General features: G+C 34.1%; 23 protein-coding genes and 1 tRNA gene. 23 read left to right on the top strand and 1 reads right to left on the bottom strand.

The features are described 5' to 3' along the window. Positions 1–130 precede the first annotated feature (130 nt). The 3 genes from A9CBEGH2_RS07410 to A9CBEGH2_RS07400 are packed head-to-tail and all read left to right on the top strand — an operon-like array spanning position 131 to position 4,177. The gene (locus tag A9CBEGH2_RS07410) at positions 131–1,063 is read left to right on the top strand and encodes an AAA family ATPase (RefSeq protein WP_118361589.1); all 933 of its coding nucleotides are present in this window, start codon (positions 131–133) and stop codon (positions 1,061–1,063) included. Beyond that, positions 1,060–2,034 carry a DUF58 domain-containing protein gene (locus A9CBEGH2_RS07405; protein ID WP_118361563.1) on the top strand — a complete coding sequence of 325 codons (975 nt, stop codon included), beginning with the start codon at positions 1,060–1,062 and terminating at the stop codon, positions 2,032–2,034. The genes A9CBEGH2_RS07410 and A9CBEGH2_RS07405 overlap by 4 nt, the downstream gene beginning before the upstream one ends. Beyond that, the gene (locus A9CBEGH2_RS07400) at positions 2,018–4,177 is read left to right on the top strand and encodes a transglutaminase-like domain-containing protein (protein ID WP_163104521.1); all 2,160 of its coding nucleotides are present in this window, start codon (positions 2,018–2,020) and stop codon (positions 4,175–4,177) included. The genes A9CBEGH2_RS07405 and A9CBEGH2_RS07400 overlap by 17 nt, the downstream gene beginning before the upstream one ends. Positions 4,178–4,232: 55 nt before the next feature. Here A9CBEGH2_RS07400 and A9CBEGH2_RS07395 read toward each other — a convergent pair whose 3' ends face one another. After that, complete coding sequence (locus A9CBEGH2_RS07395) at positions 4,233–4,628, bottom strand: thioesterase family protein (RefSeq protein ID WP_115716789.1); 396 nt, start codon at positions 4,626–4,628, stop codon at positions 4,233–4,235. 92 nt (positions 4,629–4,720) lie between these two features. On the opposite strand from A9CBEGH2_RS07395, the gene A9CBEGH2_RS07390 reads away from it, so the two are divergent. From A9CBEGH2_RS07390 to A9CBEGH2_RS07295, 20 genes are all read left to right on the top strand, one after another. Then, on the top strand, positions 4,721–5,362 hold the full coding sequence (locus A9CBEGH2_RS07390) for a hypothetical protein (RefSeq protein WP_118361567.1): 642 nt from the start codon (positions 4,721–4,723) through the stop codon (positions 5,360–5,362). A 57-nt stretch (positions 5,363–5,419) separates the two neighbouring features. After that, positions 5,420–6,082 (top strand): deoxyribose-phosphate aldolase, encoded by a 663-nt coding sequence (gene deoC / locus A9CBEGH2_RS07385; protein ID WP_118277138.1) that lies wholly within the window; start codon positions 5,420–5,422, stop codon positions 6,080–6,082. 95 nt (positions 6,083–6,177) lie between these two features. Continuing rightward, positions 6,178–6,253, top strand: a tRNA-Asn gene (locus A9CBEGH2_RS07380). Between the two features lie 127 nt (positions 6,254–6,380). Then, positions 6,381–7,082 carry a helix-turn-helix domain-containing protein gene (locus A9CBEGH2_RS07375; RefSeq protein ID WP_163104519.1) on the top strand — a complete coding sequence of 234 codons (702 nt, stop codon included), beginning with the start codon at positions 6,381–6,383 and terminating at the stop codon, positions 7,080–7,082. Between the two features lie 7 nt (positions 7,083–7,089). Further along, on the top strand, positions 7,090–7,578 hold the full coding sequence (locus A9CBEGH2_RS07370) for a hypothetical protein (protein WP_163104517.1): 489 nt from the start codon (positions 7,090–7,092) through the stop codon (positions 7,576–7,578). Positions 7,579–7,684: 106 nt separating this feature from the next. After that, complete coding sequence (locus A9CBEGH2_RS07365; protein WP_163104515.1) at positions 7,685–8,914, top strand: MFS transporter; 1,230 nt, start codon at positions 7,685–7,687, stop codon at positions 8,912–8,914. A gap of 59 nt (positions 8,915–8,973) precedes the next feature. Continuing rightward, on the top strand, positions 8,974–10,032 hold the full coding sequence (locus A9CBEGH2_RS07360; RefSeq protein WP_163104513.1) for a M42 family metallopeptidase: 1,059 nt from the start codon (positions 8,974–8,976) through the stop codon (positions 10,030–10,032). A 16-nt stretch (positions 10,033–10,048) separates the two neighbouring features. Then, positions 10,049–10,819 carry a DeoR/GlpR family DNA-binding transcription regulator gene (locus A9CBEGH2_RS07355; protein ID WP_118277141.1) on the top strand — a complete coding sequence of 257 codons (771 nt, stop codon included), beginning with the start codon at positions 10,049–10,051 and terminating at the stop codon, positions 10,817–10,819. A 105-nt stretch (positions 10,820–10,924) separates the two neighbouring features. Beyond that, positions 10,925–12,073, top strand: coding sequence for an ABC transporter ATP-binding protein (locus A9CBEGH2_RS07350; protein WP_118277142.1), 1,149 nt, complete (start codon positions 10,925–10,927; stop codon positions 12,071–12,073). 81 nt (positions 12,074–12,154) lie between these two features. Further along, positions 12,155–13,726, top strand: coding sequence for an ABC transporter permease (locus tag A9CBEGH2_RS07345; RefSeq protein WP_118277143.1), 1,572 nt, complete (start codon positions 12,155–12,157; stop codon positions 13,724–13,726). A 141-nt stretch (positions 13,727–13,867) separates the two neighbouring features. Continuing rightward, the gene (locus tag A9CBEGH2_RS07340) at positions 13,868–14,752 is read left to right on the top strand and encodes a DMT family transporter (protein WP_158572231.1); all 885 of its coding nucleotides are present in this window, start codon (positions 13,868–13,870) and stop codon (positions 14,750–14,752) included. 1 nt (position 14,753) lies between these two features. After that, complete coding sequence (locus tag A9CBEGH2_RS07335) at positions 14,754–15,881, top strand: DUF4272 domain-containing protein (protein WP_163104511.1); 1,128 nt, start codon at positions 14,754–14,756, stop codon at positions 15,879–15,881. Between the two features lie 73 nt (positions 15,882–15,954). Beyond that, complete coding sequence (locus A9CBEGH2_RS07330; protein ID WP_115716798.1) at positions 15,955–16,584, top strand: redox-sensing transcriptional repressor Rex; 630 nt, start codon at positions 15,955–15,957, stop codon at positions 16,582–16,584. Positions 16,585–16,827: 243 nt separating this feature from the next. Next, positions 16,828–18,210, top strand: a complete 1,383-nt coding sequence (gene asnS / locus A9CBEGH2_RS07325) for an asparagine--tRNA ligase (protein ID WP_163104509.1) — start codon at positions 16,828–16,830, stop codon at positions 18,208–18,210. An 84-nt stretch (positions 18,211–18,294) separates the two neighbouring features. Continuing rightward, positions 18,295–18,870 carry a GNAT family N-acetyltransferase gene (locus A9CBEGH2_RS07320; RefSeq protein ID WP_163104507.1) on the top strand — a complete coding sequence of 192 codons (576 nt, stop codon included), beginning with the start codon at positions 18,295–18,297 and terminating at the stop codon, positions 18,868–18,870. A 166-nt stretch (positions 18,871–19,036) separates the two neighbouring features. Continuing rightward, positions 19,037–20,341: an N-acetylmuramoyl-L-alanine amidase gene (locus tag A9CBEGH2_RS07315; protein WP_163104505.1), complete on the top strand. Its 1,305-nt coding sequence runs from the start codon at positions 19,037–19,039 to the stop codon at positions 20,339–20,341. A gap of 14 nt (positions 20,342–20,355) precedes the next feature. Further along, complete coding sequence (locus A9CBEGH2_RS07310; protein ID WP_163104503.1) at positions 20,356–22,218, top strand: ABC-F family ATP-binding cassette domain-containing protein; 1,863 nt, start codon at positions 20,356–20,358, stop codon at positions 22,216–22,218. A gap of 69 nt (positions 22,219–22,287) precedes the next feature. Further along, the gene (locus A9CBEGH2_RS07305) at positions 22,288–23,676 is read left to right on the top strand and encodes a spore germination protein (protein ID WP_118361576.1); all 1,389 of its coding nucleotides are present in this window, start codon (positions 22,288–22,290) and stop codon (positions 23,674–23,676) included. Between the two features lie 33 nt (positions 23,677–23,709). Further along, complete coding sequence (locus A9CBEGH2_RS07300) at positions 23,710–24,054, top strand: hypothetical protein (protein WP_118277148.1); 345 nt, start codon at positions 23,710–23,712, stop codon at positions 24,052–24,054. A 151-nt stretch (positions 24,055–24,205) separates the two neighbouring features. Continuing rightward, entirely contained in the window at positions 24,206–25,864 is a 1,659-nt protein-coding gene (locus tag A9CBEGH2_RS07295; protein ID WP_115716805.1) for a diphosphate--fructose-6-phosphate 1-phosphotransferase, read from the top strand. The last annotated feature ends 125 nt before the right edge of the window (positions 25,865–25,989 follow it).

Below are 25,989 nucleotides of genomic sequence, written 5' to 3'. Positions count from 1 at the left end.
ATGGTGAAGAACGATTTAATCGTACTTCACCATGTTTTTAATATAAATTTTTAAAATATCTTCATAAATTGATGTTTGACAAATTGTTTTGAATATTTTAATCTTAAGAAAAAAGGAATGGAAAATGGTTATGAGAAAAACAGAGTTGATTTTACAAGAAGTACAAAAAGCTGTTGTAGGAAAAGATGAACAAGCAAAAAAAATCTTAATGACGATGCTTGCGAAAGGACATGTTCTTTTGGAAGATATTCCAGGTGTTGGAAAAACAACGATGGCGGCAGCATTTGCGAAAGCAATGCAGCTAGAAACGAAAAGGATACAGTTTACAGTAGATGTATTGCCTAGTGATGTTGTGGGATTTTCTATGATAGATGCGAAAAGTGGAGAATTGCAATTCCATAAAGGAGCTGTGTTTTGTAATATATTTTTAGCAGATGAAATCAATCGAACTTCCAGCAAGACACAGGCAGCGTTATTAGAAGTAATGGAAGAAGGCCAGGTAACGATAGATGGCTACACACAAAAGGTGCCTTCTCCTTTTACGGTCATTGCGACGCAAAATCCATTTGGTTCAGCAGGAACACAATTGCTTCCAGAAAGCCAATTGGATCGTTTTACTATCTGTTTACATATGGGATATCCCACACAAGAGGAAGAAGTGGAAATATTAAAAAGAAAACAAACACCTGCTTCTTATGAAGTGCAGCCAGTGATTAGTGCTTGTGATATGCTGGAAATGCAGAAAGAATGTGAACAAGTATACATTCATGAACATTTATTGATTTATATCGTAGAATTGTTGAATGCGACAAGAAATCATGCATCTATTTATCAGGGGGCTAGTCCTCGTGCTGGAATTTCTCTTGTAAATATGGCAAAAGCAAGTGCGTATTTAAATGGAAGAGACTATGTTGTTCCTAAAGATATTGTGTATGTATTCCAAGATGTCATAGCGCATCGTATTCATATTAAGCAGGATAATGGAAATATACAAAAGAAGACGCAGATATTAAATGAAATATTACTTTCCATTACTCCTCCAAAAGCGGAGAAATCAAAATGATTCGATATAGAATAGGTTATCTGTTCATATTGCTTCCTATAGGAATATGTAACCTTTTCTTTGGTGGTTATATCTTCCTTTTAGTATTAATCCTTTTGCTTTCATTTCCTCTTTTTTCTTTTCTGGCAATGCGTATACAGATTTCTTCTATTAAGCTTGCTTTTTTATACCAGAATCATCAGTTTATGATTCGTAGTGGAAATTTCAAATTATTTCCACTTATCAATCTGCAGATTCCAATTATATTGGAAAATTCTTTTACTGGGGAAAAGCAGAAGCATAATTACTGGCTTTTTAGTGGCAGTAAAGAAAAAATCATACTTGAAGATGATCAAACTGCGATTGGAAATTATATTTTACGTATTGAAGGATATGAAGGGTATGATATGCTTGGTTTGTTTAAAAAACGTTTTTCCTGTCAACAGCAGCAGACATTTATGATAAAACCTGATTTACTTCCTACAAATCTTATTGTACAGATAGAAAATGCAGGAGAAAAAGAAAATGGCTGGATAAATTCCAATCACAGTGGTTATATGGAAGATAAACATGAAGTACGTGAATATATACCGGGAGACAAGCTTAATAGAATTCATCATAAGTTAAGCTATAAACTATCAAAAACAATGGTAAGAGAATTTGTGTCTGTAGAAAGGGAAGAAATTGATGTATTTGTTGATTTAAGTGGAACCATTGAAGAATGTATTTATGCATTTTCCTGTTTTAAAGATTTGGCTTTGTTCTTTTTAAAACAGGAACAATCCATTCGTTGTTTTTGGCAAAGTCAAATGGAAATGCCTAGTTTTGAAATAACGCAGGAAGAGGATATAGCAAGATGTATTGAAGAAATGTTAATGAATCCAAAACCGCAGGAATTTTACCTGCCGCATATAGATGGTATCGCATGGGTAGTAAATGGAGAAGGAGTTACATCACTTAAAGGAGGGAATGTATATGAAACAGCTAAATAGAGCTGATTATATCTTATATTTTGTATCTTTATTTCTTCCTTTTCTTCATTTTTTAACTGTTTTTCCAATCATGAATCTTTACTTGCCGTTTTTTGTTGTAGGGATTATTTGTTCTGTTGTATATGTAGAAGTAAAGAAAAGATATTTCCTGCGTAAATTGCCATTTTTTATAATACTTATTATCTTCCTTTTCTTTCTTCTTAATATTTCCTGGGTGAAAACTTCTATATTTTATATTTATAATCAAATTACGACTGTGTATGCACAGACTTCAACCTATACCTTTGAGCAGTTTCCCATTCCAGCAAATACTGGTGTTGAGACAGGTGTGTTTTTTCTTTTGGTAAGTATCTTTCTGCTGGAAATGATCATTCTGTATCATTGTATTTTTGAAGAAAGTCATTTATTTACTGTTTTCCTATGTACATTTCTATTCTTTTTTCCATCTTTATTATATAGTCCGCCAATCCCCTGGATATTAACGATAGGATTGTTTATTTTATGGGGATATCTTTTGTTTATCTCTTTTTATAAAAAAAGACAGAAGACTTCAGATACAAAAGCAGAGTTGCGTATCTTTTTGTACATTGCAAGCTGCATAGTCGTTGTTTGTGTAAGTCTATTTACACTGCTTCCACCGCAATATTATCAAATTAGTGCTATAAAATCAGGTCTGCGGGCAAACTTGGTTGATGTATTGTATAGAAGTTCCTATAGTCTTTTGAATGGTAAAGAAAAAGAAGGAGAGGTGGATCTTAATCTTGCCGGAAATCGTCATTATACAGGTGCAGTACAGTTTACAGTAGAAAGAGAAAAATCAGAAGCATTATATTTAAAAACCTTAAGCAGTGCTTTCTATAATGATAATGCATGGACGGTTTTAACACAGGAAAGCTATGCGCAAGGGAAACATATTAAATGGAATCAGATTCGTACATGGATGAATGTTTATACAAATCAAATACAACAAGAGGATGATGAGAAGATTATCATTCATGATACAAGAAAAAACAGACAGTATGCATTGGAACCTTATAATCTATCCAGTATACAGCAGGAATCAGGAATTTATTATGATGCATACATGACGCTTCCTAAAGAGAAAAAAGATTATTCTTATGAAGTATGGGATGTTGCTTCTTTAACAGATAACAGCTATTTTGATTCAGAGGAAGGAAATGCCTATATAAATTTTGTATATGATCATTACTTGCAGATACCATCTGAGTTAGAAGAAATATTTGATAATACATTGTATCTAGAGCACTTTCAAACTCCTCTTGAGTGTATCAATTATGTGAAAGCGTATCTTTCGAAAAATTATAGTTATACCTTAAGTCCAGGTTATCCGCCAAAGAATCAAGATTTTATTACCTGGTTTCTTACACAGAGTCATAGGGGATATTGTGTGCATTTTGCAAGTGCAGCAACAATGATGCTTCGCTACTATGGAATACCTGCTCGTTATGTAGAAGGGTATCGCATAGATGCTTATACACCTGATTATAAAGGAACTGCAAGAGATAGCGATGCTCATGCATGGGTAGAAATATTTACTCGTGATAAAGGATGGATACCTGTAGAAGTTACTCCTGGTTTTCGAAATGCTGATGAAGATTATACAGTTCCTTCTACCATAGAAGATCCTTCCACACAACCAAATACAGATGTACAAAATACGCCTAATGAAAATCCGCAAAGAGAGCAGAATAATACGCAAAATGAAAACTTTCAAACGTTGATTAATGAGCAGGGAAATAGAAATACAAACACACAGACAACATTAAATATACATATTCCTAAGTATGTTTATATTATGATAAGTATTTTTGGTGTACTTGTTCTTGTTTATGGACAAAGAAAGATACGTTATTACAGGAAGAAAAAGAAAATGATGAATTCTGATAGAAAACAGGCAGCTATTGCCTTGATGCAGTATTATGAAGCACTTTGTTGTTTTGGTGCACAGGAGCAGGAAGTAATTCATACCTTATATGAAAAAGCAATATATTCTCGTCAAGGATTAGATGAGAGTGAATTTCATCAATTAACATCATTCATACAAGAAGAAAAGAATAAACTAATGCATAGAATGAAAAAACGTGCAAAATTCAAACTGCGATACATAAAAGCACTGGATTAAATAATAATAAAAAAAATGTCTGTCCTTCCATAAAGTTGACAGACATTTTTTCTCTTTATTTTTCTAATTTTGCTTGTGCTTTCGCTTCAAATTTTTCTTTGTTTACGATAAAGCGATCATGTGCAGCAATTCCAATTGTATCTTTTTCATCTTTGGCAGTAATTTTAAAAGATACTTTTTTGCGGTCTACCGCAGTGATTTCTGCAGTAACATAAACTTTCATGCCAGCAGGTGTAGCAGCATCATGTGTAGTATTCATCATAACACCAACACTTGTTTCTCCTTCTTCTAGAAAAGGATTTAAGCATTCTACCGCACAGCCTTCCATTGCCGCAATCATCATTGGTGTAGCATAAACAGAAACAATACCGCTTCCCACTTTGCATGCCAGCATACTTTCATCTACAACGATTTCTTTTGTGTGAACATGATTTACTTGAATTTCTTTCATATACATTCTCCTTGTTTTTATTTTCTATACTATAATAGCATATTTTATTTTCAACTTGCCATACTAAAAATAAAAGAACAGGAGATGAAACTATGTATATTTATGAAGAAAAAGAAATATTAGAATATGTTAGAAAGGTAAAACCGGATATTCGCTTATATGATATGATCAAGGATCAGCTGCAGGGATGCAAGATTGGATTGGAAGATGCCATTGTATACATAAGGGAAAGTTATATGATGTATGGCAGAGAGTTTCACAATGCATTTGTGCAGGCAGGTATTCGTAAGCTAAATGATATGGAAATTTTAGCACAGTTATTACATCAGCTTCGTGGTATGGATAACCAGTATTTTGATGTAGAACTGGATATTAATCCTTTGTATCATAGAATTGATTTAAAACAAAGCAAGGTAGATCGTCCAGAGAAAATGGAAAATCATAATGAATTTATTGGCGCAATTCATGCACATCTAAAAAAAGAGGAAGAAGTATTAAAAAGATTAGAAGCATGTCATGAAAAAAGTAAAGATGCATATGCCGCTCAATGTTTGGATCACTTAATCAAGAGTACAAGAGCGAATGTTGTTATGCTGCATCGTATGTTAAAAAAGAAACAGGAACATGAACATGCAATGGATTTTGGAGAAGCACCAACATCAAAAGCATGGGATCAGGCTACATCGAATTATTTCGACAAACCAAATCCAGAGTTCTATTCAAAAGATGTTTAGTTTTCTTTTTTTCGTTATTATTTCATGTTATACTGTTTCTGCAGGAGGATATGAAATATGAAACTTAACAAATATATTGATCACACATTATTAAAAGCAGATGCGACACAGGATAAAATCGAAACCTTATGTAAAGAAGCGAAAGAATATGATTTTGCTAGTGTATGTGTAAATACATATTGGGTACCATTTTGTGCAAAACAGCTGGAAGGCAGCGATGTAAAAGTATGTACTGTTGTAGGATTTCCTTTAGGAGCTATGAGTTCAAATGCAAAAGCTTTTGAAACAAAAGATGCTATTGAACATGGAGCTAGTGAAATTGACATGGTACTAAATATTGGTGAAATGAAAGCAGGACACTATGATGTGGTACGTGATGATGTGAAAGCTGTTGTAGAGGCGGCAAAAGGACATTGTGTAAAAGTTATTTTGGAAACATGTTTATTAACAAAAGAAGAAATTGTAAAAGCATGTGAACTTTGTATAGAAGCAGGTGCAACATTTGTAAAAACATCTACTGGTTTCTCTACAAGAGGTGCAACGGTTGAAGATGTTAAATTAATGAAAGAAACTGTAAAAGATAAATGTCTTGTAAAAGCAGCTGGTGGAGTACGCTGTCGTGCAGATCTTGATAACATGATTGAAGCAGGTGCCGATCGTATCGGTACAAGTGCTGGTGTTGCTTTGATGCAGGATAAAACAAATACATCTGATTACTAACAGCGAACAATTCGCTGTTTTTTCATATTTAAAAAATCAAAAAAGTATTGTCAAATAAATTCCTTTATGGTATTATAAGTGAGCATTCAGCAAATGCCTAAATAGCTCAGTAGGTAGAGCATCCGGCTGTTAACCGGCAGGTCACAGGTTCGAGTCCTGTTTTAGGCGCCATCTAAAAATTGAAGCCATCGAAAGATGGTTTTTTTGTATATTTTTAATTTGTATGATAAAAAATGATTTCTTGACAGTTTATATAAAAAGTATTCTAATAAAACATATAAGATATAGGAGATGGATTATGGATAAACGCATAGGAACATATATTCGTAAAGCACGTATTGAAAAGTCATATTCACAGGAAGGATTGTGTAAAGGGATTTGTGCAGTATCTTATTTATCAAAAATTGAACTTGGACAAGTACATGCATCACAGGAAATCATTCAAATGCTTTTTCAGCGTTTAGATTTATATTATGAAACAGATTCGGCATATTTAAAAGAAGTAAAACAGAGTATAGAGGAATGTTATCATCTTCTTTTTCATGCATTTGATATAAGTAAGTTGAAAGAAAAAGTTTTAAATTTAAAGAAAAATGAAAAACGACTTTCTTCTTCTCCTTTCTTTTTAGATTTCTATTTATTAGAGAATATAAGTATTCTTATGAAAAAAGATATTCCATCTTTACAAACAGTTCAAGAAGAATCCATACAAAACAGTCTTCATTCGTTAGAAGAATATATAGAAACTATGGATCAGCGCCAGTATGAATTGTATACTTTATCAAATGCGCTTTTGTATGAGAAAGAAGAATTATTTGAAAAAGTAGTAAAATTAAATCCCTGTGCTTTTTATACAGATGTTTATGGTTCCTGGCTGTTTATAAAGGGCAAGTATGTACGTGCAGTGGAACTTCTTCAAAGAGCCTATGATAATGCTTTACAGGAAGGAAGCTTGTATTTGGCATTAGATGCAAAGTTTTCTCAAGGTATGTGTAGATGAAACATTGATGCTGGAGAGCTTTCAGATTGCGATAGAATTTGCGAAAGCATTACAAAAAGAAGATTTGGTATTTGCGGCATATTATAATATCGCAACGTATTATATGGAAATAGGAAAGATGGATGTTGCATATTCTTATTTAATACAATATGAGCATAAAGATGTCCTGTATGCACACAAAATGGCAATTTGTCTTGAAAATCTTCATAAAAAAGAGGAAGCATTAATATGGATTCACAAAGGAAGAGAATATGAAAATGTTAACGATTTGGATATGTTGATACTGGATGTAGTAGAGTATCGTTTAACACATGAAAATTATAAAAAAGATAATATTTATATAGATATGCTGATGCATACGTTTGAAAGGTTACAGAAAGAACGTGCAAAAGGATTTGCATACTATCATTTATCTTATGTTTTAGAAGTATTGGAAGCCAATCGGAAATATAAAGAAGCATATTATATGTTAAAGAAATTTTCTCAAAAATTTTAAAAATAAGCGATTAAGATATAGTCTTTATATAGAATTTTCTATAAAACTGTATCTTTTTTCATATTAAAATCATGATATACTTCTTTTAAAGAAGGGAAGTGGTATTTTGAAGCAGAAACAAACGTTATGGACAAAAAACTTCACAATTATAACTTTAGGTACGATTATTAGCTGTATTGGCGGAGTAGCCATGAATTTCGCATTGTCTTTTGTTGTTTTTGACAACAGTAAATCAACACTTTTAATGGGCATATTTTCTGCCATATCCATGATCCCTACTGTCATCCTTCCCATTGTCATTTCTCCTTATCTTGATCGTTTTAAACGAAAACCCGTTATTGTAGGACTGGATTTTTTAAATGGTTTATTATATTTATGTTTTGGGTTCTTCATTTTAAAAGCTGGGTTTGATTTTCAAATTTATTTGTTGTTTTCTTTTAGTACTTCTGCAATTGGAACTATTTATCAACAAGCTTATACAAGTTATTATCCCAACTTGATACCAAAAGGTTTTGCACAGAAAGGATATACAGTTTCCTCTATGATTTATCCAAGTGTTTCGGTATTGATAACTCCTGTGGCAGCATTTTTGTATAAGCAATATGGAATGGCGTTTATTGTTTTTTTAGAAGGGATATCTTTGCTGGTTGCATCTTTATTTGAATCCCGTATTGATTATGTGGAAGAAGTACATGGCGAAGGAAAATTTAATTGGAATGCCTATAAGAATAATTTTTTAGAGGGTATTCGATTTTTGAAGAAGGAAAAAGGACTTCAAAAGATTTATATGTATATGCCAATTACACAAGGAATTAGTGAGGGTACCTCTTCTTTGGTTATTGCCTATTTTCAAACAACGCCAGCTTTGGGAATTTCGATGTACTCCATGTTTACGGTTGTTGAATTTATAGGAAGAACTATGGGAGGAATTGTTCATTATAAAGTGGAAATACCAAAGGAAAAGCGTTTCATGATTTCTATGCTTGTCTATTATTCGTATGCTGTTATGGATGCTGTTTTACTATTTAGTGCCTATCCGCTTATGCTTGTAAATCGTGCAGTATGCGGTTTTCTTGGTATCAATTCAGCGACTCTTCGAGAAAGCAGCGTACAAAATTATATTCCAGATGAAAATCGCGCAAAACTAAATGCTTTCTTTAATGTAGCTTATTCCATGGTATCAATTGTTTTTCGCTTGCTGGTTGGTGCACTAGGGGAAGTAATGGATTATCGAATTTGTCTTGCGATATTTGCATTATTTCAAATATGCTGTTGTTACTGGATCATGCAGCGAAATAAAGAGTGTATCAAGCCTATTTATAACCAAACTTACTAAAGGTATGGAAAATTAAGGGAATGCGTGTTATAATGAACAACAAAGAAAGAGGGAAGGATATGAAAGAAATTGATTTAATTAAACAATTATCTACATGTTTTGGAGCGAGTGGGATGGAAGATGATGTGGTATCTGTTGTGAAAGAGGAAGTTTCTTCTTTTATGGATTGTAAAGAAGATACGATGCGAAATCTAATTATGCATAGAAAAAAAGAAACAGGAAAGCTTCATATTCATCTTGACGCACATGGGGATGAAGTAGGATTTATTATTCAAGCGATTAAACCGAATGGTCTTCTTCGTTTTCTTCCGCTGGGAGGATGGATTTGTGAAAATGTAGCTGCACAAAAAGTATGGATCAAAAATAGAGAAGGAAAGCTGGTGGAAGGTGTTGTTTGCAGCAAACCGCCACATTTCACAAAAAAAGAGGAACGTCATAAACATTTGGATTTTGAAGACTTGCTGATTGATGTAGGGGCCTCCAGTAAAGAAGAAGTCATAAACGAATATGGAATATCTATAGGAAGTTTTGCAGTTCCAGCAGTTAGCTGCAGTTATGATGAAAAGCATGAAATGTTTTTAGGAAAAGCATTTGATTGTCGTATTGGCTGTGCAGCTTTGATACAAACTTTAAAAGATTTGGAAAAGAAAGAAATTGGAAAAACGATTAGTGCTTCCATCAGTGCCCAGGAAGAAGTGGGAGAGCGTGGCATGAAGAGTGTTATGCAGCAGATAAAGCCAGATCTTATGATTTGTTTTGAAGGATGTCCGGCAGATGATACGTTTGAAGAAGAGTATATGATTCAATCTGCATTAAAAAAAGGGCCCATGTTAAGACATTTTGATGTTTCTATGATTACGCATCCTCGCTTTCAAAGATTTGCTTTGGAAATAGCGAAAAAATATAATATTCCTGTACAGGAAAGTGTACGTAGAGGGGGAGGAACCAATGGAGGAATTTCTCATACATGCAATATTCCTACCATTGTTATTGGTATTCCTACACGTTATGCGCATACCTTTTACAGCTATACAAGCATGCAGGATTATAAACATGCAGTTTTATTAGCTGAAAAGATTATAGAAGAATTGAATGAAAAAATTTATTCTGAATTTTAGATAAGCAGGTGTTAACATGTTTGTAAAAGAAAGATGGGAAAAAATTATTGCGTCTTTGCATCAAAATGGAAGTGTACGTGTAAAAGAGCTGGCAGAACAATTTCAGGTAAGTGAAGATTGTATACGCAAAGATTTAGCTGCTTTAGAGAAAGATGGACAGTTGAAACGCTCTTATGGAGGAGCTGTTTTAGAGAAGAGAAATGTACATAAAGAAGATGTTTCACAAAGAATTAATGTGAATACACCTCAAAAACAAAAAATCGCAAGAGAAGCGTTGAAACTTCTTCAAGACGGAGATATGGTGTTTTTGGATATCTCTACATCGAATATAGAAGTCGCAAAGGAAATCATACGCCAGCATAAGAAAGTACATGTTGTAACAAATATGGTAGAAGTTATGCGTGTTTTCCAGACTTCCTGTGAAGCTGTACTTACTTTTCTTGGTGGAAGTTTTAACCGCGGGAAAGATGGATTTATTGGAAGTCTTACAGTAGAACAGATACAAAACTTTCGTTTTGATATTGCATTTTTAGGTGTAGTTGGCATAGATCCATATCAAAATAGTGTAAATACGTATGTGCTGGAAGATGGCTATACCAAAAAAGCGGTCTTATCATGTACAAGAAAAGCCTATATGCTTTGTGAAGGAAGCAAGTTTGAACAGGAAGGAAATTATCGCTATGCAGGGCTGGATAGTTTTACAGGTATTATCTTAGATGAAAAACCGAAAAAAGACTTAGAAAAAGCCTTAAAAAATTATGAATTAAACATATATTATGAAGAATAAAACATTGTATGTTTTGAATTATAAAAGGTTATCTTTGGAAAAACTTAAGATTTCCTTTTTTTCTTTTTAAAGGCTTATGATAAAATCCTGTTGGAGGTGGAAATTGTGTTAGAAATAAAACATTTATCCAAAACATACAAAACAAAGCATAATGAAGTATATGCGCTAAAAGATATTAACCTAAGCATTCAAGATAAGGGAATGGTTTTTATTTTGGGGAAAAGTGGAAGTGGAAAATCTACTTTGTTGAATGTACTTGGGGGACTGGACAGTTTTGATGAGGGAGAAATTAGTATTTGTGGAAAATCCAGTAAAGATTTTAAACAGAGTGATTTTGATTCTTATCGCAATACGTTTATCGGTTTTATTTTTCAGGAATATAATGTGATGAATAATTTCACAGTAAAGGAAAATATCGCATTGGCATTGCAGCTGCAGGGGAAAAAAGCAGATGATACACAAATTCAGGAAATTTTAGAGGAAGTAGATTTAAGTGGACTTGGAAATCGCAAACCGAATGAGTTATCTGGAGGACAGCTGCAGCGAGTTGCGATTGCCAGAGCACTTATCAAACATCCCGAAATTATTATGGCAGATGAGCCAACTGGGGCACTTGATTCCCATACAGGAAAACAAGTATTGGATACATTAAAAAAACTATCAAAAGATAAACTTGTTCTTATTGTATCGCATGATAAAGAATTTGCGAAAAATTATGCGGATCGTATCATTGAATTGGCAGATGGACAAGTTATCAGTGATACAAGTAAAGAACGAGCAGCACCAGCAAGGTCGAAAAATGGAGTTTCTATTGTGGAAAATGAATTTATTAATATTTCCAATGTAGAAATGTTGAAAGAAGAAGATTATCAAACCATTATGGAGGAAATTCGTAAGCATAAGGGAGAAATGATGATTTCTTTTCATAAAGATACAAATAAGGAAATGAAAAAAATCAATCATATTGCGGAAAACGGAGAAATGGAAGTATTTCATGACACGAAGGAAAAACATATTCATACAAAAGGCTATGATGGTGCTTCCATTTCTTTTATTAAATCAAAGCTTCCACTGAAGAGTTCTTTGAAACTGGCATTATCGAATTTAAAACTGAAACCATTTCGTTTATTTATGACTGTTTTATTATCGGTTGTATCCTTTACTTTGTTTGGTTTATCCGATACGATGGCAAAATATGATCGTGGAGTTGCCACGTTTCATTCAATGAAAGACAGTCAAGTAAATTATATTTAATTTGGCAAAGCAAACAGAGTATCTAGTGGTGATTATTCGTATGATGAACAGGTCAAATTAAATAAGGAAGATGTTAAAACATTGCAGAAACAATTTCCCAATGCGAATATTACCGCTACCTTCTCTGGAACTAACTATCAGACAAATTTGGATCTGGCTTCACAAATTACCAATGTTGAGAAACTTTTAGAAGGCAGTGATAGTTTGTTTTATCCAACGCAGATACAGGGATTATCCACAATAGATGAAAATAGTTTAAAGAAAAATGGGTTTACCTTAACAGGAAATTTGCCTAAGAAAACAAATGAAATTGTAATTACAGATGTATTGGCGAAAACATTTGAAACATATGGTTTTCAAAATGTTGATAAGAATGGAAACGTAAAAAAAGCAGATGTGAAAAATAAAGCAGATTTGCTTGGGAAAAAGTTAAATGTTCTTATCAACAACAAAGCGGTAGAATTTACGATTTGTGGAATTGTGGATACAAAAATAGACTTGTCTCGTTATGAAACGTTAAAAAATGAGCAGGAAGGTGTTATGAGTTATTACCTGTCTTCAGAATTTGATAAACTTCTAAACAGCAGTTATCATACTATGGGATATATTACCCCTTCTCAATTACAGGAAATCACTGATGCATACCACATGTATTACATGCAAAATAATGGATACAATGCAAATATCAATGTAGAGGATGATTATTTCGATGTTTACTACTACAAAAATGAAAAAGATGTAGAGAAAGATAGATTGCTGGATTTTGGAAATGAAGGCGATATTTATCTGGATTATCGCATGTTTCAAAATGTGAAAGTAGATGGTACTAGAACATTGCAGACAATTATCGAAAGTACTCTTTCTTATGAAGATAGTGAAGAAGAACAGCTAAAGACATTAAAAGAAATAATAAAAACATATCAGAAAGAACTGGAAAAGACACAAGCTGAAATGCTGATGTATGATGTTAGCGGTAATGAAACCAAAATAGATAAGATTGCAGGAATTTATTTTGGGGATAATACTTTAGATGAGGAATATCCAGTTGTTTTAAAAAATCATATGATTCAGAAAATGGGATTTGAAGAAGAAGGTACAGGTGATTTTGTACTTGCTCCTATGGTAGATGATGAACAGCTGAAAAATATGATTACGTATTCCTACACGTCTCAAAATAATGTTCGCTTTCCTTTGGAAAATCAGGTAATGCCGATGCTAACTACTGTAAATTCTGTTGTGGATACCTTACGGCCAGTATTCTTTTATGTAGGTATTGGATTTGCCCTGTTCGCATCCGTATTGTTCTGTAACTTTATTGCGACAAGCATAGCGAATAAAAAACGAGAAATCGGTATTTTAAGAGCGGTTGGTGCCAGAGGATTGGATGTATTGAAAATCTTCTTAAATGAAAGTATCCTTATTGCGTTAATTAACTGGGTATTTGCGTTATTGGCAACGGCAGGAGCGGTTACTTTTATCAATGTTTATATTCGAAAACAATTTGGAATCCTTGTGACGATTTTGAATTTTGGTATCATACAGGTGCTGCTGCTTTTGGGAATTGCTCTTGTGGTAGCACTCATAGCATCCGCACTTCCAGTCTTCCATATTTCACGTAAAAAACCAATTGATGCGATCAAAGATAGAAAATAAGCATGGAAAAACAGGAATTTATTTGTTTCTTTAAAAAACAAACTTCCTGTTTTTTCTGTTATATACAAGCAAAGAAGGAAAACGATGGTATAATACATAATGTCGTGGATAAACTATTTAGGATGGAAGGAAAGTGGATGTATGAATCGAAAAGGAATGTCGGCAGTAGGAATCTCTGCTGTGGTCTATGGAGTTATTCCTATGTTGACCATGTTTTTGTATGCATTTGGAATGGATGCGATTGCGGTGGCATTTTATCGTTTTTTTCTCATTCTTCCCATCGTTTTGCTTATTACAAAAATGCAGGGTATTTCTTTGCGTTTGCCATGGAAACAAGTGGTTTCTATTTTTGTATATGCCGGTTTCTTTTCGGGAAGCACCATGCTGCTTTTAAATCTGGCATATAACTACATTTCTATTGGAACGGCTACTACGCTTCATTTTCTATATCCGGTATTTGTTATTTTGATATGTGCTTTTTATTATCATGATGTGATTGATGCCAGAATGAAAAAGATACTTTTAATCGTACTGCTTGGAATCTTATTTTTTCTAGATAAAGGAAGTAAGGGAAGTATGATAGGAATTGTATTGTCAATGATTTCTGCTGTTACGTATGCGATTTATCTGGTACAGCTGGAAAAACGAAATTTTGCCCAGATGAACCCTCTGGTATTATCCTTTTATATTTCGCTATGTACATGTATATTAATTTTTATTGTAAATTTTTTTACACATTCCATTCATTTTATGCTAACATTACAAGAGCTTTCTTTATTTGTGATTTTATCTTTATGCAGTATTACAGCACTTGGGATGCTGCAGTATGGCTCTCGTTTATTAGGAGCGAAATATACTTCGCTGTTTTCTTTATTAGAACCGATTACCAGCATTGTAACAGGAATCTTGTTTTTAAAGGAAGAAATCGTGGCAGGAAAGCTTATTGGCTGTGCCTTGATTTTGTTTGCGATCATGTATTTGGCACTTGGAAAAACAAAAAAAGAAGAAACAGAAAAGAGGGAATGATATGGCAAAGATGCAATTAACATTATATGCAGCATGTAAAGATGGAAACGATGTTTTAACAGCATTGCATAATGTGTTTCAAAAAGAAATCAAAGAGGTAAAAGAAGAAAATAAGAATATCAGTTTTCTATTACATACACAGACAAAGATAAATATGGAAGTGTGTGATGATGAAGAAATGGTGCGACAGCAAATGGAAGGCATGAGCAATTTCTTTGCGAATGTTCCTTGTGAAAATAAAATGCTTCTACAAAAATTATGTATACAGATTTCATTGTTTCACTGCATTTTCGCTATTGTGATCGATACAGCAAAAGAAGAGCGAACCCATGTATTGAAAATGATTTTTGAAGCAGCAAAAGCATGTCATGGTTTTCTTTTATATCCAGATATGTGTCTATATACAGCAGATGGTGACTTATTGATGGGAATGGATGGCACAAGTGGTGTAGAGGATTTTTCTTTATGTGGTGAAGAAGATGCTTTACAACAGGTAAGTCTTCCTTCTGCTTATGACATGGAAGTATTTGTATCCATAGGAAAAGAATTTGAAAGACAGGGCTGGCTGTATCCAAACTGTATGTTAAACAAGCAGATTTTATTTTCTCAGATACATCTGCCAAAAAAAGAAGATATCGGAAAACGTGCCCTTGCACTATATGCACTGGCATGGTTTTCAAAGCTTTGTCTAGAAGATGATAAAGAACAAAGAAAGCAGTTTGAAGAGTTTAAACAGCGTTTTTCTTTAGAACATTGTTTAACCTCACAAGAAGCATCTTTACTAAAAAAAGATACCTTAGATAAACAGCAGGCAGTGGAATTGCTTTCTAAATTTGAATGTGCAAATATGCTTTTTTGGAGTTTGGGCTATGATGGAGTATCCTCATGGGATGTGTGCGATGTGGAAAAAATGAAAGAATGGATCATGCAGTATGCATCTTTTGAAGATTTCTTAAATCATTGTGCGATAAAAGATGAAAAAGATATTTATACACAATATGTACGTGTATTTTATGCAGAGCACTTCTATATGCAAAGTGCTATGTTATATGTTCCATTATCCTTACAGGAAGATGTGGTTAGTGAACGTCTTCGAGCATGCAAGTGGTTATGTGATGGATGTGAATGAATTGTATAAGTTAAAATTGATAAATTATTCACAAATGTTTCGTTATGTGCTATAATCAAGGCAGGTGATAAAAATGGCAGAAAAAAATGTACCAAAAGCAACATTGCAGCGTTATCCAGTGTATTTAAAAGCTTTGAGAAAACTAAAAAATTCCGGTGTGGAAAGAATCATGTCGAAAGAACTTGCGAATGTTGTAAATATTGAACCAACAACGATTCGAAGAGATTTTTCCTTTTTAGGAAATCTTGGAAAACAGGGGTATGGCTACGATGTAAATCGTTTGATTGAAATCTTTAATCAGCAGCTGGGAATGGATTTTGATGAAAAAATTATTCTAGTTGGAGCTGGTAATATGGGACGTGCCTTGATGAAGTATAATAAATGGGATTATGTCGTAGGTGAAATTGAATGTGCCTTTGATATTAATCCAGATCGTCAGGGGGTACGCTTTGGTATTCCGGTATATGACATTAGTGAATTGGAACAGCGTGTTCCAGAAGGATGTCGTATTGCGATTCTAGCAATCAGTGAAAATATTCAGCAGACGGTGGATCGTTTGATTGCCTGTGGTATAACAGGACTGGTAGATTTTACACATGAGCATATCCAGATTCCAAAAGGGGTTGTATTAAAGAGTGTAGATGTGGTATCATCTATACAGGAATTGGTTTTTGAAACCAATAGTTTGAATGCAGAGCGATGAAGCAGGACGAAATGCAAAGAAGATGAAGAAGCGAGCTGTGAGGGTGAAAGACAGCACATACAAATGCATGGAGAACACCTGTGGAGCTGAATCGGAGAAATTAAGTAGACGATTTCGCAAAAGGATGGCGTTATATCCGTAAAGTGAGCTGCCCATAGATTTTTTATGGGAAACAGGATGGCACCGCGTAATGATACGTTCCTGAAAAGGAACGTTTTTTTATATGAAAAAGGAGGAAATTATATGTTTGAATTTATGACGATTCGTGAGTTATATGAATTGATGCATGCATCTAGAATGGAAATTGACAGTATTGAATATGTACAGCTGCAAGGATGGATTCGTACCAATCGCTGCAGTGGGAAATTAGGTTTTATTGAATTAAATGATGGTACTTATTTCCGTAATGCACAGCTGGTTTATACACAGGATTTAAAAAACTTTGCAGAAGTGGAAAAATATCCAACAGGTGCAGCAATCACAGTTACTGGAAAACTTGTATTGACACCAGAGGGAAAACAGCCTTTTGAACTTCAGGTTACAGAAGCAGTCTTAGAAGGAGATTGTGATCGTGATTATCCTTTACAGAAAAAACGTCACAGTTTTGAATACATGAGAGAGATTCCACATCTTCGTCCTCGTGCAAACTCTTTCTATGCAATTTTCCGTTTGCGTTCAGTTTTATCTATGGCTATTCATGAATTTTTCCAGGATCAGGGATTTGTTTATGTGCACACACCTGTAATTACAGGAAATGATGCAGAAGGTGCAGGAGAAACATTTACTGTTACAACAAGAGATGATGCAGAATACGAAAAAGATTTCTTTGGAAAACATGCATCTTTAACAGTATCCGGGCAGCTGCATGTAGAAGCATTTGCGATGGCATTTCGTGATGTTTATACCTTTGGTCCAACATTTCGAGCAGAAAATTCAAATACGACACGTCATGCAAGTGAATTTTGGATGATTGAACCGGAAATTGCTTTCGCAGATTTAGAAGATGATATGAATCTGATTGAAGATATGATCAAATACTGTATTAACTATTGTCTGGAAAATGCTCCGGAAGAAATGAAATTCTTTGAGAAGATGATTGATAAAGAATGTATCAAACGAATTACAGCAGTACGTGACAGTGAATTTAAACGTATGACGTATTCAGAAGCTATCGAATTGTTGAAAAAAGCAGATGTGAAGTTTGAAAACAGCAACATTGAATGGGGTATGGACTTGCAGAGCGAACATGAACGCTACTTGTGTGAAAAAGTTGTAAATGGTCCAGTATTCCTTACGGATTATCCAAAAGATATCAAGGCGTTCTACATGCGTTTAAATGATGATAATAAAACCGTTGCAGCTTGTGACTTGTTAGTGCCTGGTGTTGGTGAGCTTGTTGGTGGAAGCCAGCGTGAAGAGCGCTATGATGTATTAGAGGCACGTATGAAAGAAATGGGTATGGAAAGTGAAAGCCTGCAATGGTATATGGATCTTCGCCGTTTTGGTGGATGTAAACATGCAGGATTTGGTTTAGGATTTGACCGTATGCTGATGTATTTAAGTGGTATGCAGAATATTCGTGATGTAGAACCATTCCCACGTACACCTAAAAATTTAGTATTCTAATTTTAAAAGCTTTCGAAATTTGATTTTCGAAAGTTTTTCTTTATCCTCACAAAAAAACCATATATAATAGCTAAGGTGATATTTATGGATACACATATTCGTTTCGCAAGATTACAAGATACAAAAGAAATTTTATCGATATATGCACCGTATGTGCTGCATGACAGTGCAACATTTGAATATGAAGTGCCTTCTATAAAAACATTTAAACAGAGGATACAAACAATTCAGCAATTTTATCCTTATCTTGTATATGAAGAAAATAATGAAATTCTAGGCTATGCATATGCCAGCCGCTATAAAGAAAGAAAAGCATACGCATGGGATGTGGAAGTTTCTGTATATGTACGAAAAGACAGCTTAGGAAAAGGAATAGGAACAAAGTTATATACCTATTTGTTTGCGATTTTAAAAAAACAAAATATATGCAATATTTACGCCTGCATTACAAAAGAAAATACAGGAAGTATCAAAATGCATGAAAAACTTGGATTTGAACAAGCTGCATTATTTAAAAACAGCGGTTATAAGTTTCATCGATGGCTGGATGTTGTATGGATGGAAAAATCTTTACAATATATGGAAGAACCAAAAGAAATTTTATCTGTAAAGAAAGTATTTTCTTCTGTGTTAGAGGAGCTGGATTTATGTAAAGAATAAGAAATCTTTCAATTTTGTGATGTTTTTAAAAAAAGATTGTGAACAATACGATTATCTTCTATAATAGTAGCGATGATTTGATGGAAGAAGATATTCTAAAATCAAAAGGCATGTATTGTTGTGCATGAAAATATAAAAAGATGAGTATTATTAGGAGGAAGTAAATATGCATTATGAACCAAGACAGCGTCGTATGAACTGGAAAGCAGCAGCTGCACTGCTTGTTTTTCTTGTGGTCGTTGGATCTTGGATGATAAATGCATTTTTAACAAATGATACACAGCAGCAAAGAAAAACGACGATTTGCGGATTAAGTGAAGAAGAAACATTAAATAAATTAAACAAAACATATAAAGATACTATTGAAGTAAAAGATTACTTATATTATGGGGAATCTTTAGCTTTGTATCAGGATTCATATTCTCCAGAGAACAAAGATACCTTATCTGGAAATACCGTAGAATTAAGAAATGTATGTACAGGTGATAAAGTATCTATGACAATGGAAAACTATGTTGATCAAAAGATTCATCTGGATGAACTAAAAGAAGGATTTTATGAAGTATATATTATAGAAGAATTAGTAGAGAAACGTGTCGTTTTCGATAAAGCTCTAGAAGAAAATACATATACAGGCATTAAACGAAACAATCAGGTTTCACGCATATCTTTAGTGGCAGATAAAAATTTATTAAAGGAATATGGGAAAACGTTAAATCAGAATTATTTGTTTGTAGATGTAACAACAGAAAAGCCTTCTTCTAAAGATGTTGATGTTTTACTTGATCCTTATGGGATGAATATGGATCTAACATGGCTACCAGATGAAGGATACAGTGAAAATGGGCTTGTAGAAAATAAAGAAATGTATGAAGCAGCTTTACTGTTGAAAAAAGAATTAGAAAGCTATGGACTTCGTGTTGGAATAACAAAAGAAAATGTAAATGAAGAAGGAAAAGCGTATGGAGAAAATGGAAGATTGGCAAAAGGGTATAAACAGAATGCTCGATACTATCTGCTTCTTCGCTTCAACAGCAATCCGTTAGATACGGATATTCGTGGCTTTGAAGTACATAACAGCTATTACAGCAGTAAGACCCTGGCAAGAAATATCGTATATCGCATGCAGAAAGATTTACATATGGAAATGAGTCCTATGTATACCTCCACCAATGATCCTGGCATTGTGACAAGCTATCTAATGAAAAGTGATGTTGATCAGAAACAGCTTTATGACAGCAATCTATATTTAAGAGAAAGCGGAGGACGTGCAACACTGGCTGGACGTTATTCTGAAACAAGCATAGAGCAGAATAAATCTTTTGTAAATGCGAATGGAATGCAGGGATTAGAAATTGATTTTGGTTATATTTCCAACAAGAAAGATGCACAGTACTGGAAAGATAACAAAGAAAAAATAATACATACGCTGGCAGAAGCCTTCGCAGAAGGAATTAATGTTAGTAAATAGGTTAGGTGAGATACATGAAATATCAAATCAACAAAGGATGTAAATACTTTGGGGCAACTACCGTATTTGAAAACATCCAGTTTGAAATAAGAAATACAGAAAAGATTGCGATTGTTGGAAGAAATGGATGTGGGAAAACTACGCTGTTAAAGGCAATCGCAAAAGAAGAACCTTTGGATAAAGGGGATATCCATATGGAAAATGGATTAACCATTGGATATTTAGCACAGACAACTTTTTCTGATGATAACGCCATTGTTCAGGAAGAGTTGCAGAAAGCATTTGGACCATTAAAAAAGATGGAACAGGATTTACAGAAATTAAGTGAAGAAATGAGTGAAAACTACAGCGAGGATATCTTAAATCGCTATGCACGTATGCAGCAGGCTTTTGAAGAAGCAGGAGGATATACATATCATAGTGATATGATGACAATTTTTACAAAATTTGGATTTAAGGAAGAAGATTTAACTCGCAGGATTTCCTCTTTTAGCGGAGGACAGAAAACACGTTTGGCTTTTGTAAAACTGTTGTTAAGCAAGCCGGATGTGCTGCTTTTGGATGAGCCGACCAACCACTTGGATATTGATACGATTGAATGGCTGGAAAACTATGTAAAACGTTATCCAAAAGCTGTTGTTATCGTAAGTCATGACCGTATGTTTTTGGATGACGTTGTTGATGTTGTGTATGAAATCGAGTATGGGGTAATGCGACGTTATCCTGGAAATTATACCCATTATGTGGAAACGAAAAAAAGTGATGTGGAACAGCAGAAAAGTGCTTATGCTCGACAACAAAAAGAAATCCAGCGAATGGAAGAGCTGATTGAAAAATTTCGATATAAGAAAAGTAAAGCGGCTTTTGCGCAAAGCAAGATCAAATACCTGGAACGTATGGATAAAATTGAAGATCCCAATGTGGATACGAAAACTTTTCATGCACGGTTTGAGCCAAGGGTTCGCGGTGGAAAACGTGTATTAGAAGTAAAAGATTTATGCATTGGATATGAACAGGAAAATCCTTTGTGTACGATCAACTTAGATGTATTGCAGGGGCAGAAAATTGCAGTGATTGGACCAAATGGAAAGGGAAAATCGACTTTTTTAAAAACATTAATGCATCAGGTACCCCCTTTATCAGGAGAGTTTTTATTAGGACACCAGATAGAAACAGGATATTTTGATCAGGAACTGGCACAGTTTTGTTCAACCAATACAGTTTTGGAAGAAGTATGGAATGATTTCAGTGAATTGGATCGTACCCAGATACGTACGGCACTTGGATGTTTTCTATTTAGTGGAGAAGATGTATTTAAGACAGTGGATTGTTTATCCGGAGGAGAAAAAGTACGCTTGTCTTTTGTGAAGCTGATGTTGTCACATCCAAATTTCCTGTTGATGGATGAGCCGACCAACCACTTGGATTTAATAGGAAAAGAAGCTTTGGAAGATTCGCTGAGCGGATATGAAGGAACCATGCTGTTTGTAAGCCATGACCGCTATTTTATCTCGAAACTGGCAACAGCTATTCTTGTGATTGATAATGGTACAGCTACGTATTATCCGATGAGTTATAAAGACTATATGCAAAAAGATAATAATCAGAGTGCTGTACAGGAAAATACGAAAATAAAAAAACCGGTAAAACCAGTAGAAAAAGCAATCAATTATTCCAGAGAAATCAAAAAACTGGAAAAGAAGATCGAAGAAAAAGAAACACAGCTGGAAGAACTTCGAGCCCTTCGTTTTGAACCAGAGTATTATCATGATTATCAGAAAATGAAAGAGCTGGATGATAAAATTGATGATGTTCATAATGAAATTGAACACTACATGCAGAAATGGGAAGAATACAGTGAAATCATGGAATCATAAAGGACATATAATTGTGTCCTTTTTTGTATAAGATGGCTTGAAAAAGGTATTCTAACTAATGGTGATTTTATGCAATACAAACAATGTTTAAAAGAAGTAGAACAAATCTTGCAGATAGAGAAAAGTTTTGATATCGTCAAACGAAAATTGCTTGTACAAAACACAGAACTTTCTTTTCTTTTTGTAGATGGAATGATTAAAGATGATGTTATGGAAAGAATCATGGAACATCTTCTTTTAAAAGGGAAGATAAGCAAAGACATACAGATGTTTGCGGATGAAAATCTTGCCTATGTAGAAGTAAGCGTAGAACATGATATAGGAAATATGGTAACCGGTGTTTTAAGCGGAGCTTGTCTTTTGGTGGTAGAAGGGTGTGAAGATGCTGTCTTGCTGGATGTAAGAACCTATCCTGTAAGAAGTATGCAGGAGCCGGAAGATGAAAGAGTTCTAAGAGGAAGTAGAGATGGCTTTGTAGAAACCCTTATCTTTAATACTGCACTTATTCGAAGAAGAATACGAGATTCTCATCTAAGAATGGAATATCATAGTGTAGGAGAAACAAGCAAAACGGATGTTGTATTATGTTATATGGAAAATAAGGCAGATAAGAACATTTTAAAGAATATGCAGATGCAGCTTGATACCTTAAAAGTACAGGCACTAACAATGACACAGGAAAGTATAGTGGAAGCACTTGTACCTCATACATGGTGGAATCCTTTTCCTAAAGTTCGCTATACAGAACGCCCAGATACTGCAGCCAGCAATATCTTAGAAGGAAAAATTTTGTTGCTTGTGGATACTTCTCCATCGGCGATGATACTGCCTACCAGTTTTTTTGATTTTGTACAAGAACCACAAGATTATTACTTGCCACCTGTTACAGGAAACTATTTGCGCTTTTTAAGAATTCTTGTATTCTTTGCCTCTTTATGTATTACACCGCTTTGGTTTCACTTTATTACCAATCCACAGCTTACCCCCTCCTATTTAAACTTTATCTTATTAAAAGAAACCCCGCATGTACCTATTTTGTTACAGCTGTTATTAATGGAGATAGGAATCGATATCTTGAAAACAGCAAGTTTAAATACACCAAATGCTTTGAATAATTCATTTAGTTTAATTGGGGCATTGGTATTAGGGGATTTTGCGGTGCAGGCAGGATGGCTTAATGCACAGGTCATCTTATATATGGCTTTTGCTGCAATGGCAAATTTTACACAGGCCAGTTATGAACTAGGGTATGCACTAAAATTTTTACGTATTATGTTATTGCTGTTTATAGCCCTTATTCCTAAAATAGGTATACTGATCGGTATCGTATTTGTATTGCTTGTTATGGCAAATTGCAAGACAATTACAAAAACCTCCTATTTTTATCCTTTGTTTCCTTTTCATCCAAAGGCTTTGAAAAAACTTTTTGTTCGTGAAAAGATAAGAAGTCAAAAATAAAATGTGATATACTGGATACGAGGATGTGGAAAAATGAAAAAAAGCTTGCGTGATGCAGAAATCGTATCCATGTTAGAAATTGCTTTATTGCCTGTGTTTTTATATACTTATACTCCTAATAAGCTTATCTTCTGGATTTTAATTATTTCGTTTGATAGTTTTGCCTTAAAAAAACTGGATGTTGAAGGATTGCTTCCTATGATGACAAGCAAGGAAGAAATGAAGAAAGGAAGACTTCTTCAGTTTCTGGAAATATCTTATATCGCTTGTCTGGGGGTAATGGCTTTTAAAAACTTGGAGCTTGCAGGATATTTGCTGGTAAATGATATTGTAATTAGTTTTCTGGCTGTGTATTTATATCTAAAAAAGAAACAGTAAAAAGAGTATTCTTATTGCCTGGGAAATAAAGAAAACTTTTTTATCTACAATTTCACTGGAAATCTTATAATTCGATGGCAATAGTAGTTTACTTTTTAAAGGAAATATCTTAAAATTTATGTGTATGGAAATACAAAAAGGAGAATTAAATATGAAAATTTCATCACTACAAAAAGCTAGATATGAGTATTCTCCAAAACTTCCAGGAATGCTTAGAAATGGAATTTCTAACATTTGTGTTAAGGAAGGCGAAGAAACTCAGAGTGTAGCAGATCAGGAAAAAATCAAAGCGCTATTCCCAAATACTTATGGGAAAAAAGAAATCACTTTCCAGCAGGGAGAAAACACTTCTGAAACTAAAAAACAGGTTGTTGGTGTTATTCTTTCCGGTGGACAGGCTCCAGGGGGACACAATGTTATTTGCGGGCTTTATGATGCATTAAAGGCAACAAATAAAGAAAATGTTCTTTATGGATTTAAAAATGGTCCAATCGGACTTATCGAAGATGATTATTTGATTTTTGATGATGCTTATATCAACGAATACAGAAATACTGGTGGATTTGATATCATTGGTTCTGGTAGAACAAAACTGGAAACAGAAGAACAGTTTGCTATCGTTGCGGAAGTATGTAAAAAACATGGTATTACTGCTATCGTTATCATCGGTGGAGATGATTCAAATACAAATGCAGCAGTTCTTGCAGAATACTTTGCTGCTCACAACACTGGTGTTCAGGTAATCGGATGCCCTAAAACAATCGATGGGGACTTGAAAAACGAAGACATCGAATGTTCATTTGGATTTGATACAGCTACAAAAACATATAGCGAAATTATCGGAAACATCGAACGTGATGCAAATTCTGCGAAAAAATACTGGCACTTCATCAAAGTTATGGGACGTTCAGCATCTCATGTTGCTTTGGAATGTGCTCTTGAAACACAGCCAAACATCTGCTTGATTTCTGAAGAAGTTTCAGCTAAGAAAATGTCACTTTCTTCTATTGCAGATTATATCGCTGATTCTGTAGAAAAACGTGCAGCTAAAGGTATGAACTTTGGGGTTGCAATTATTCCAGAAGGTGTTGTAGAATTCGTTCCTGAATTCTCTGTATTGATTTCTGAAATTAACGAACTTCTTGCTGGAAGCAAAGCAGATGCTTTCAATGCATTGGGAACATGGAAAGAAAAATATGAATTCATCGAAAATGGATTAACAAAAGAATCTATGGATGTATTCGCTATTCTTCCAGAAGCAATTCAGCAGCAGTTATTCCTGGAAAGAGATCCTCATGGAAACGTGCAGGTATCTTTGATTGAATCAGAAAAACTATTCTCTGCTCTTGTTAAAGACAAATTGGAAGAGAGAAAGAAAGCTGGTACATATACTGGTAAATTTAATCCTCTTCACCACTTCTTAGGATATGAAGGAAGATGTGCATTCCCATCTAACTTTGATTCTGACTACTGTTATTCATTAGGATACAATGCATTCATGTTGATTCAGTATGGATATAATGGTTACTTGTCAAAAATCTCTAACCTTTCAAATCCAGCTAGCGAATGGGTTGCTGGTGGTATGCCAATCACAAAAATGATGAACATTGAAAGAAGACATGGAGAAGACAAACCAGTTATCAAAAAAGCACTTGTTGAACTAGAAGGAAAACCATTCAAGTTCTTTGAAGCTCACAGAGAAGAATGGGCAGTAGAAACTTGCTATGTATATCCAGGTGCTATTCAGTACTATGGTCCAGCAGAAGTGTGTGATATCACAACAAAAACACTTGCTTTGGAACAGGAATAAGAAATGTAAACGAAAAAATCGAGGTGTAAAAACTTCGATTTTTTTCTGTTTTCAGTAAAAAATAATAAAAAATTTAATGAAAATGAAAAAGAAATTTTTACCATGAGCAATGCGTCCTCATTTGG

Origin of the sequence: Amedibacterium intestinale, assembly GCF_010537335.1 — a bacterium.
Taxonomy (GTDB): Bacteria; Bacillota_I; Bacilli_A; order Erysipelotrichales; family Erysipelotrichaceae; genus Amedibacterium; species Amedibacterium intestinale.
This window is presented reverse-complemented; position numbering and strand designations above follow the sequence as displayed.

Excerpts from the sequence above, each read along its gene's own strand:
- A9CBEGH2_RS07410 (WP_118361589.1), top strand. The coding sequence starts at position 131 with ATGAGAAAAACAGAGTTGATTTTACAAGAAGTACAAAAAGCTGTTGTA.
- A9CBEGH2_RS07405 (WP_118361563.1), top strand. The coding sequence starts at position 1,060 with ATGATTCGATATAGAATAGGTTATCTGTTCATATTGCTTCCTATAGGA.
- A9CBEGH2_RS07400 (WP_163104521.1), top strand. The coding sequence starts at position 2,018 with ATGAAACAGCTAAATAGAGCTGATTATATCTTATATTTTGTATCTTTA.
- A9CBEGH2_RS07395 (WP_115716789.1), bottom strand. The coding sequence starts at position 4,628 with ATGAAAGAAATTCAAGTAAATCATGTTCACACAAAAGAAATCGTTGTA.
- A9CBEGH2_RS07390 (WP_118361567.1), top strand. The coding sequence starts at position 4,721 with ATGTATATTTATGAAGAAAAAGAAATATTAGAATATGTTAGAAAGGTA.
- deoC (WP_118277138.1), top strand. The coding sequence starts at position 5,420 with ATGAAACTTAACAAATATATTGATCACACATTATTAAAAGCAGATGCG.
- A9CBEGH2_RS07375 (WP_163104519.1), top strand. The coding sequence starts at position 6,381 with ATGGATAAACGCATAGGAACATATATTCGTAAAGCACGTATTGAAAAG.
- A9CBEGH2_RS07370 (WP_163104517.1), top strand. The coding sequence starts at position 7,090 with ATGCTGGAGAGCTTTCAGATTGCGATAGAATTTGCGAAAGCATTACAA.
- A9CBEGH2_RS07360 (WP_163104513.1), top strand. The coding sequence starts at position 8,974 with ATGAAAGAAATTGATTTAATTAAACAATTATCTACATGTTTTGGAGCG.
- A9CBEGH2_RS07355 (WP_118277141.1), top strand. The coding sequence starts at position 10,049 with ATGTTTGTAAAAGAAAGATGGGAAAAAATTATTGCGTCTTTGCATCAA.
- A9CBEGH2_RS07340 (WP_158572231.1), top strand. The coding sequence starts at position 13,868 with ATGAATCGAAAAGGAATGTCGGCAGTAGGAATCTCTGCTGTGGTCTAT.
- A9CBEGH2_RS07335 (WP_163104511.1), top strand. The coding sequence starts at position 14,754 with ATGGCAAAGATGCAATTAACATTATATGCAGCATGTAAAGATGGAAAC.
- A9CBEGH2_RS07330 (WP_115716798.1), top strand. The coding sequence starts at position 15,955 with ATGGCAGAAAAAAATGTACCAAAAGCAACATTGCAGCGTTATCCAGTG.
- asnS (WP_163104509.1), top strand. The coding sequence starts at position 16,828 with ATGTTTGAATTTATGACGATTCGTGAGTTATATGAATTGATGCATGCA.
- A9CBEGH2_RS07320 (WP_163104507.1), top strand. The coding sequence starts at position 18,295 with ATGGATACACATATTCGTTTCGCAAGATTACAAGATACAAAAGAAATT.
- A9CBEGH2_RS07315 (WP_163104505.1), top strand. The coding sequence starts at position 19,037 with ATGCATTATGAACCAAGACAGCGTCGTATGAACTGGAAAGCAGCAGCT.
- A9CBEGH2_RS07310 (WP_163104503.1), top strand. The coding sequence starts at position 20,356 with ATGAAATATCAAATCAACAAAGGATGTAAATACTTTGGGGCAACTACC.
- A9CBEGH2_RS07305 (WP_118361576.1), top strand. The coding sequence starts at position 22,288 with ATGCAATACAAACAATGTTTAAAAGAAGTAGAACAAATCTTGCAGATA.
- A9CBEGH2_RS07300 (WP_118277148.1), top strand. The coding sequence starts at position 23,710 with ATGAAAAAAAGCTTGCGTGATGCAGAAATCGTATCCATGTTAGAAATT.
- A9CBEGH2_RS07295 (WP_115716805.1), top strand. The coding sequence starts at position 24,206 with ATGAAAATTTCATCACTACAAAAAGCTAGATATGAGTATTCTCCAAAA.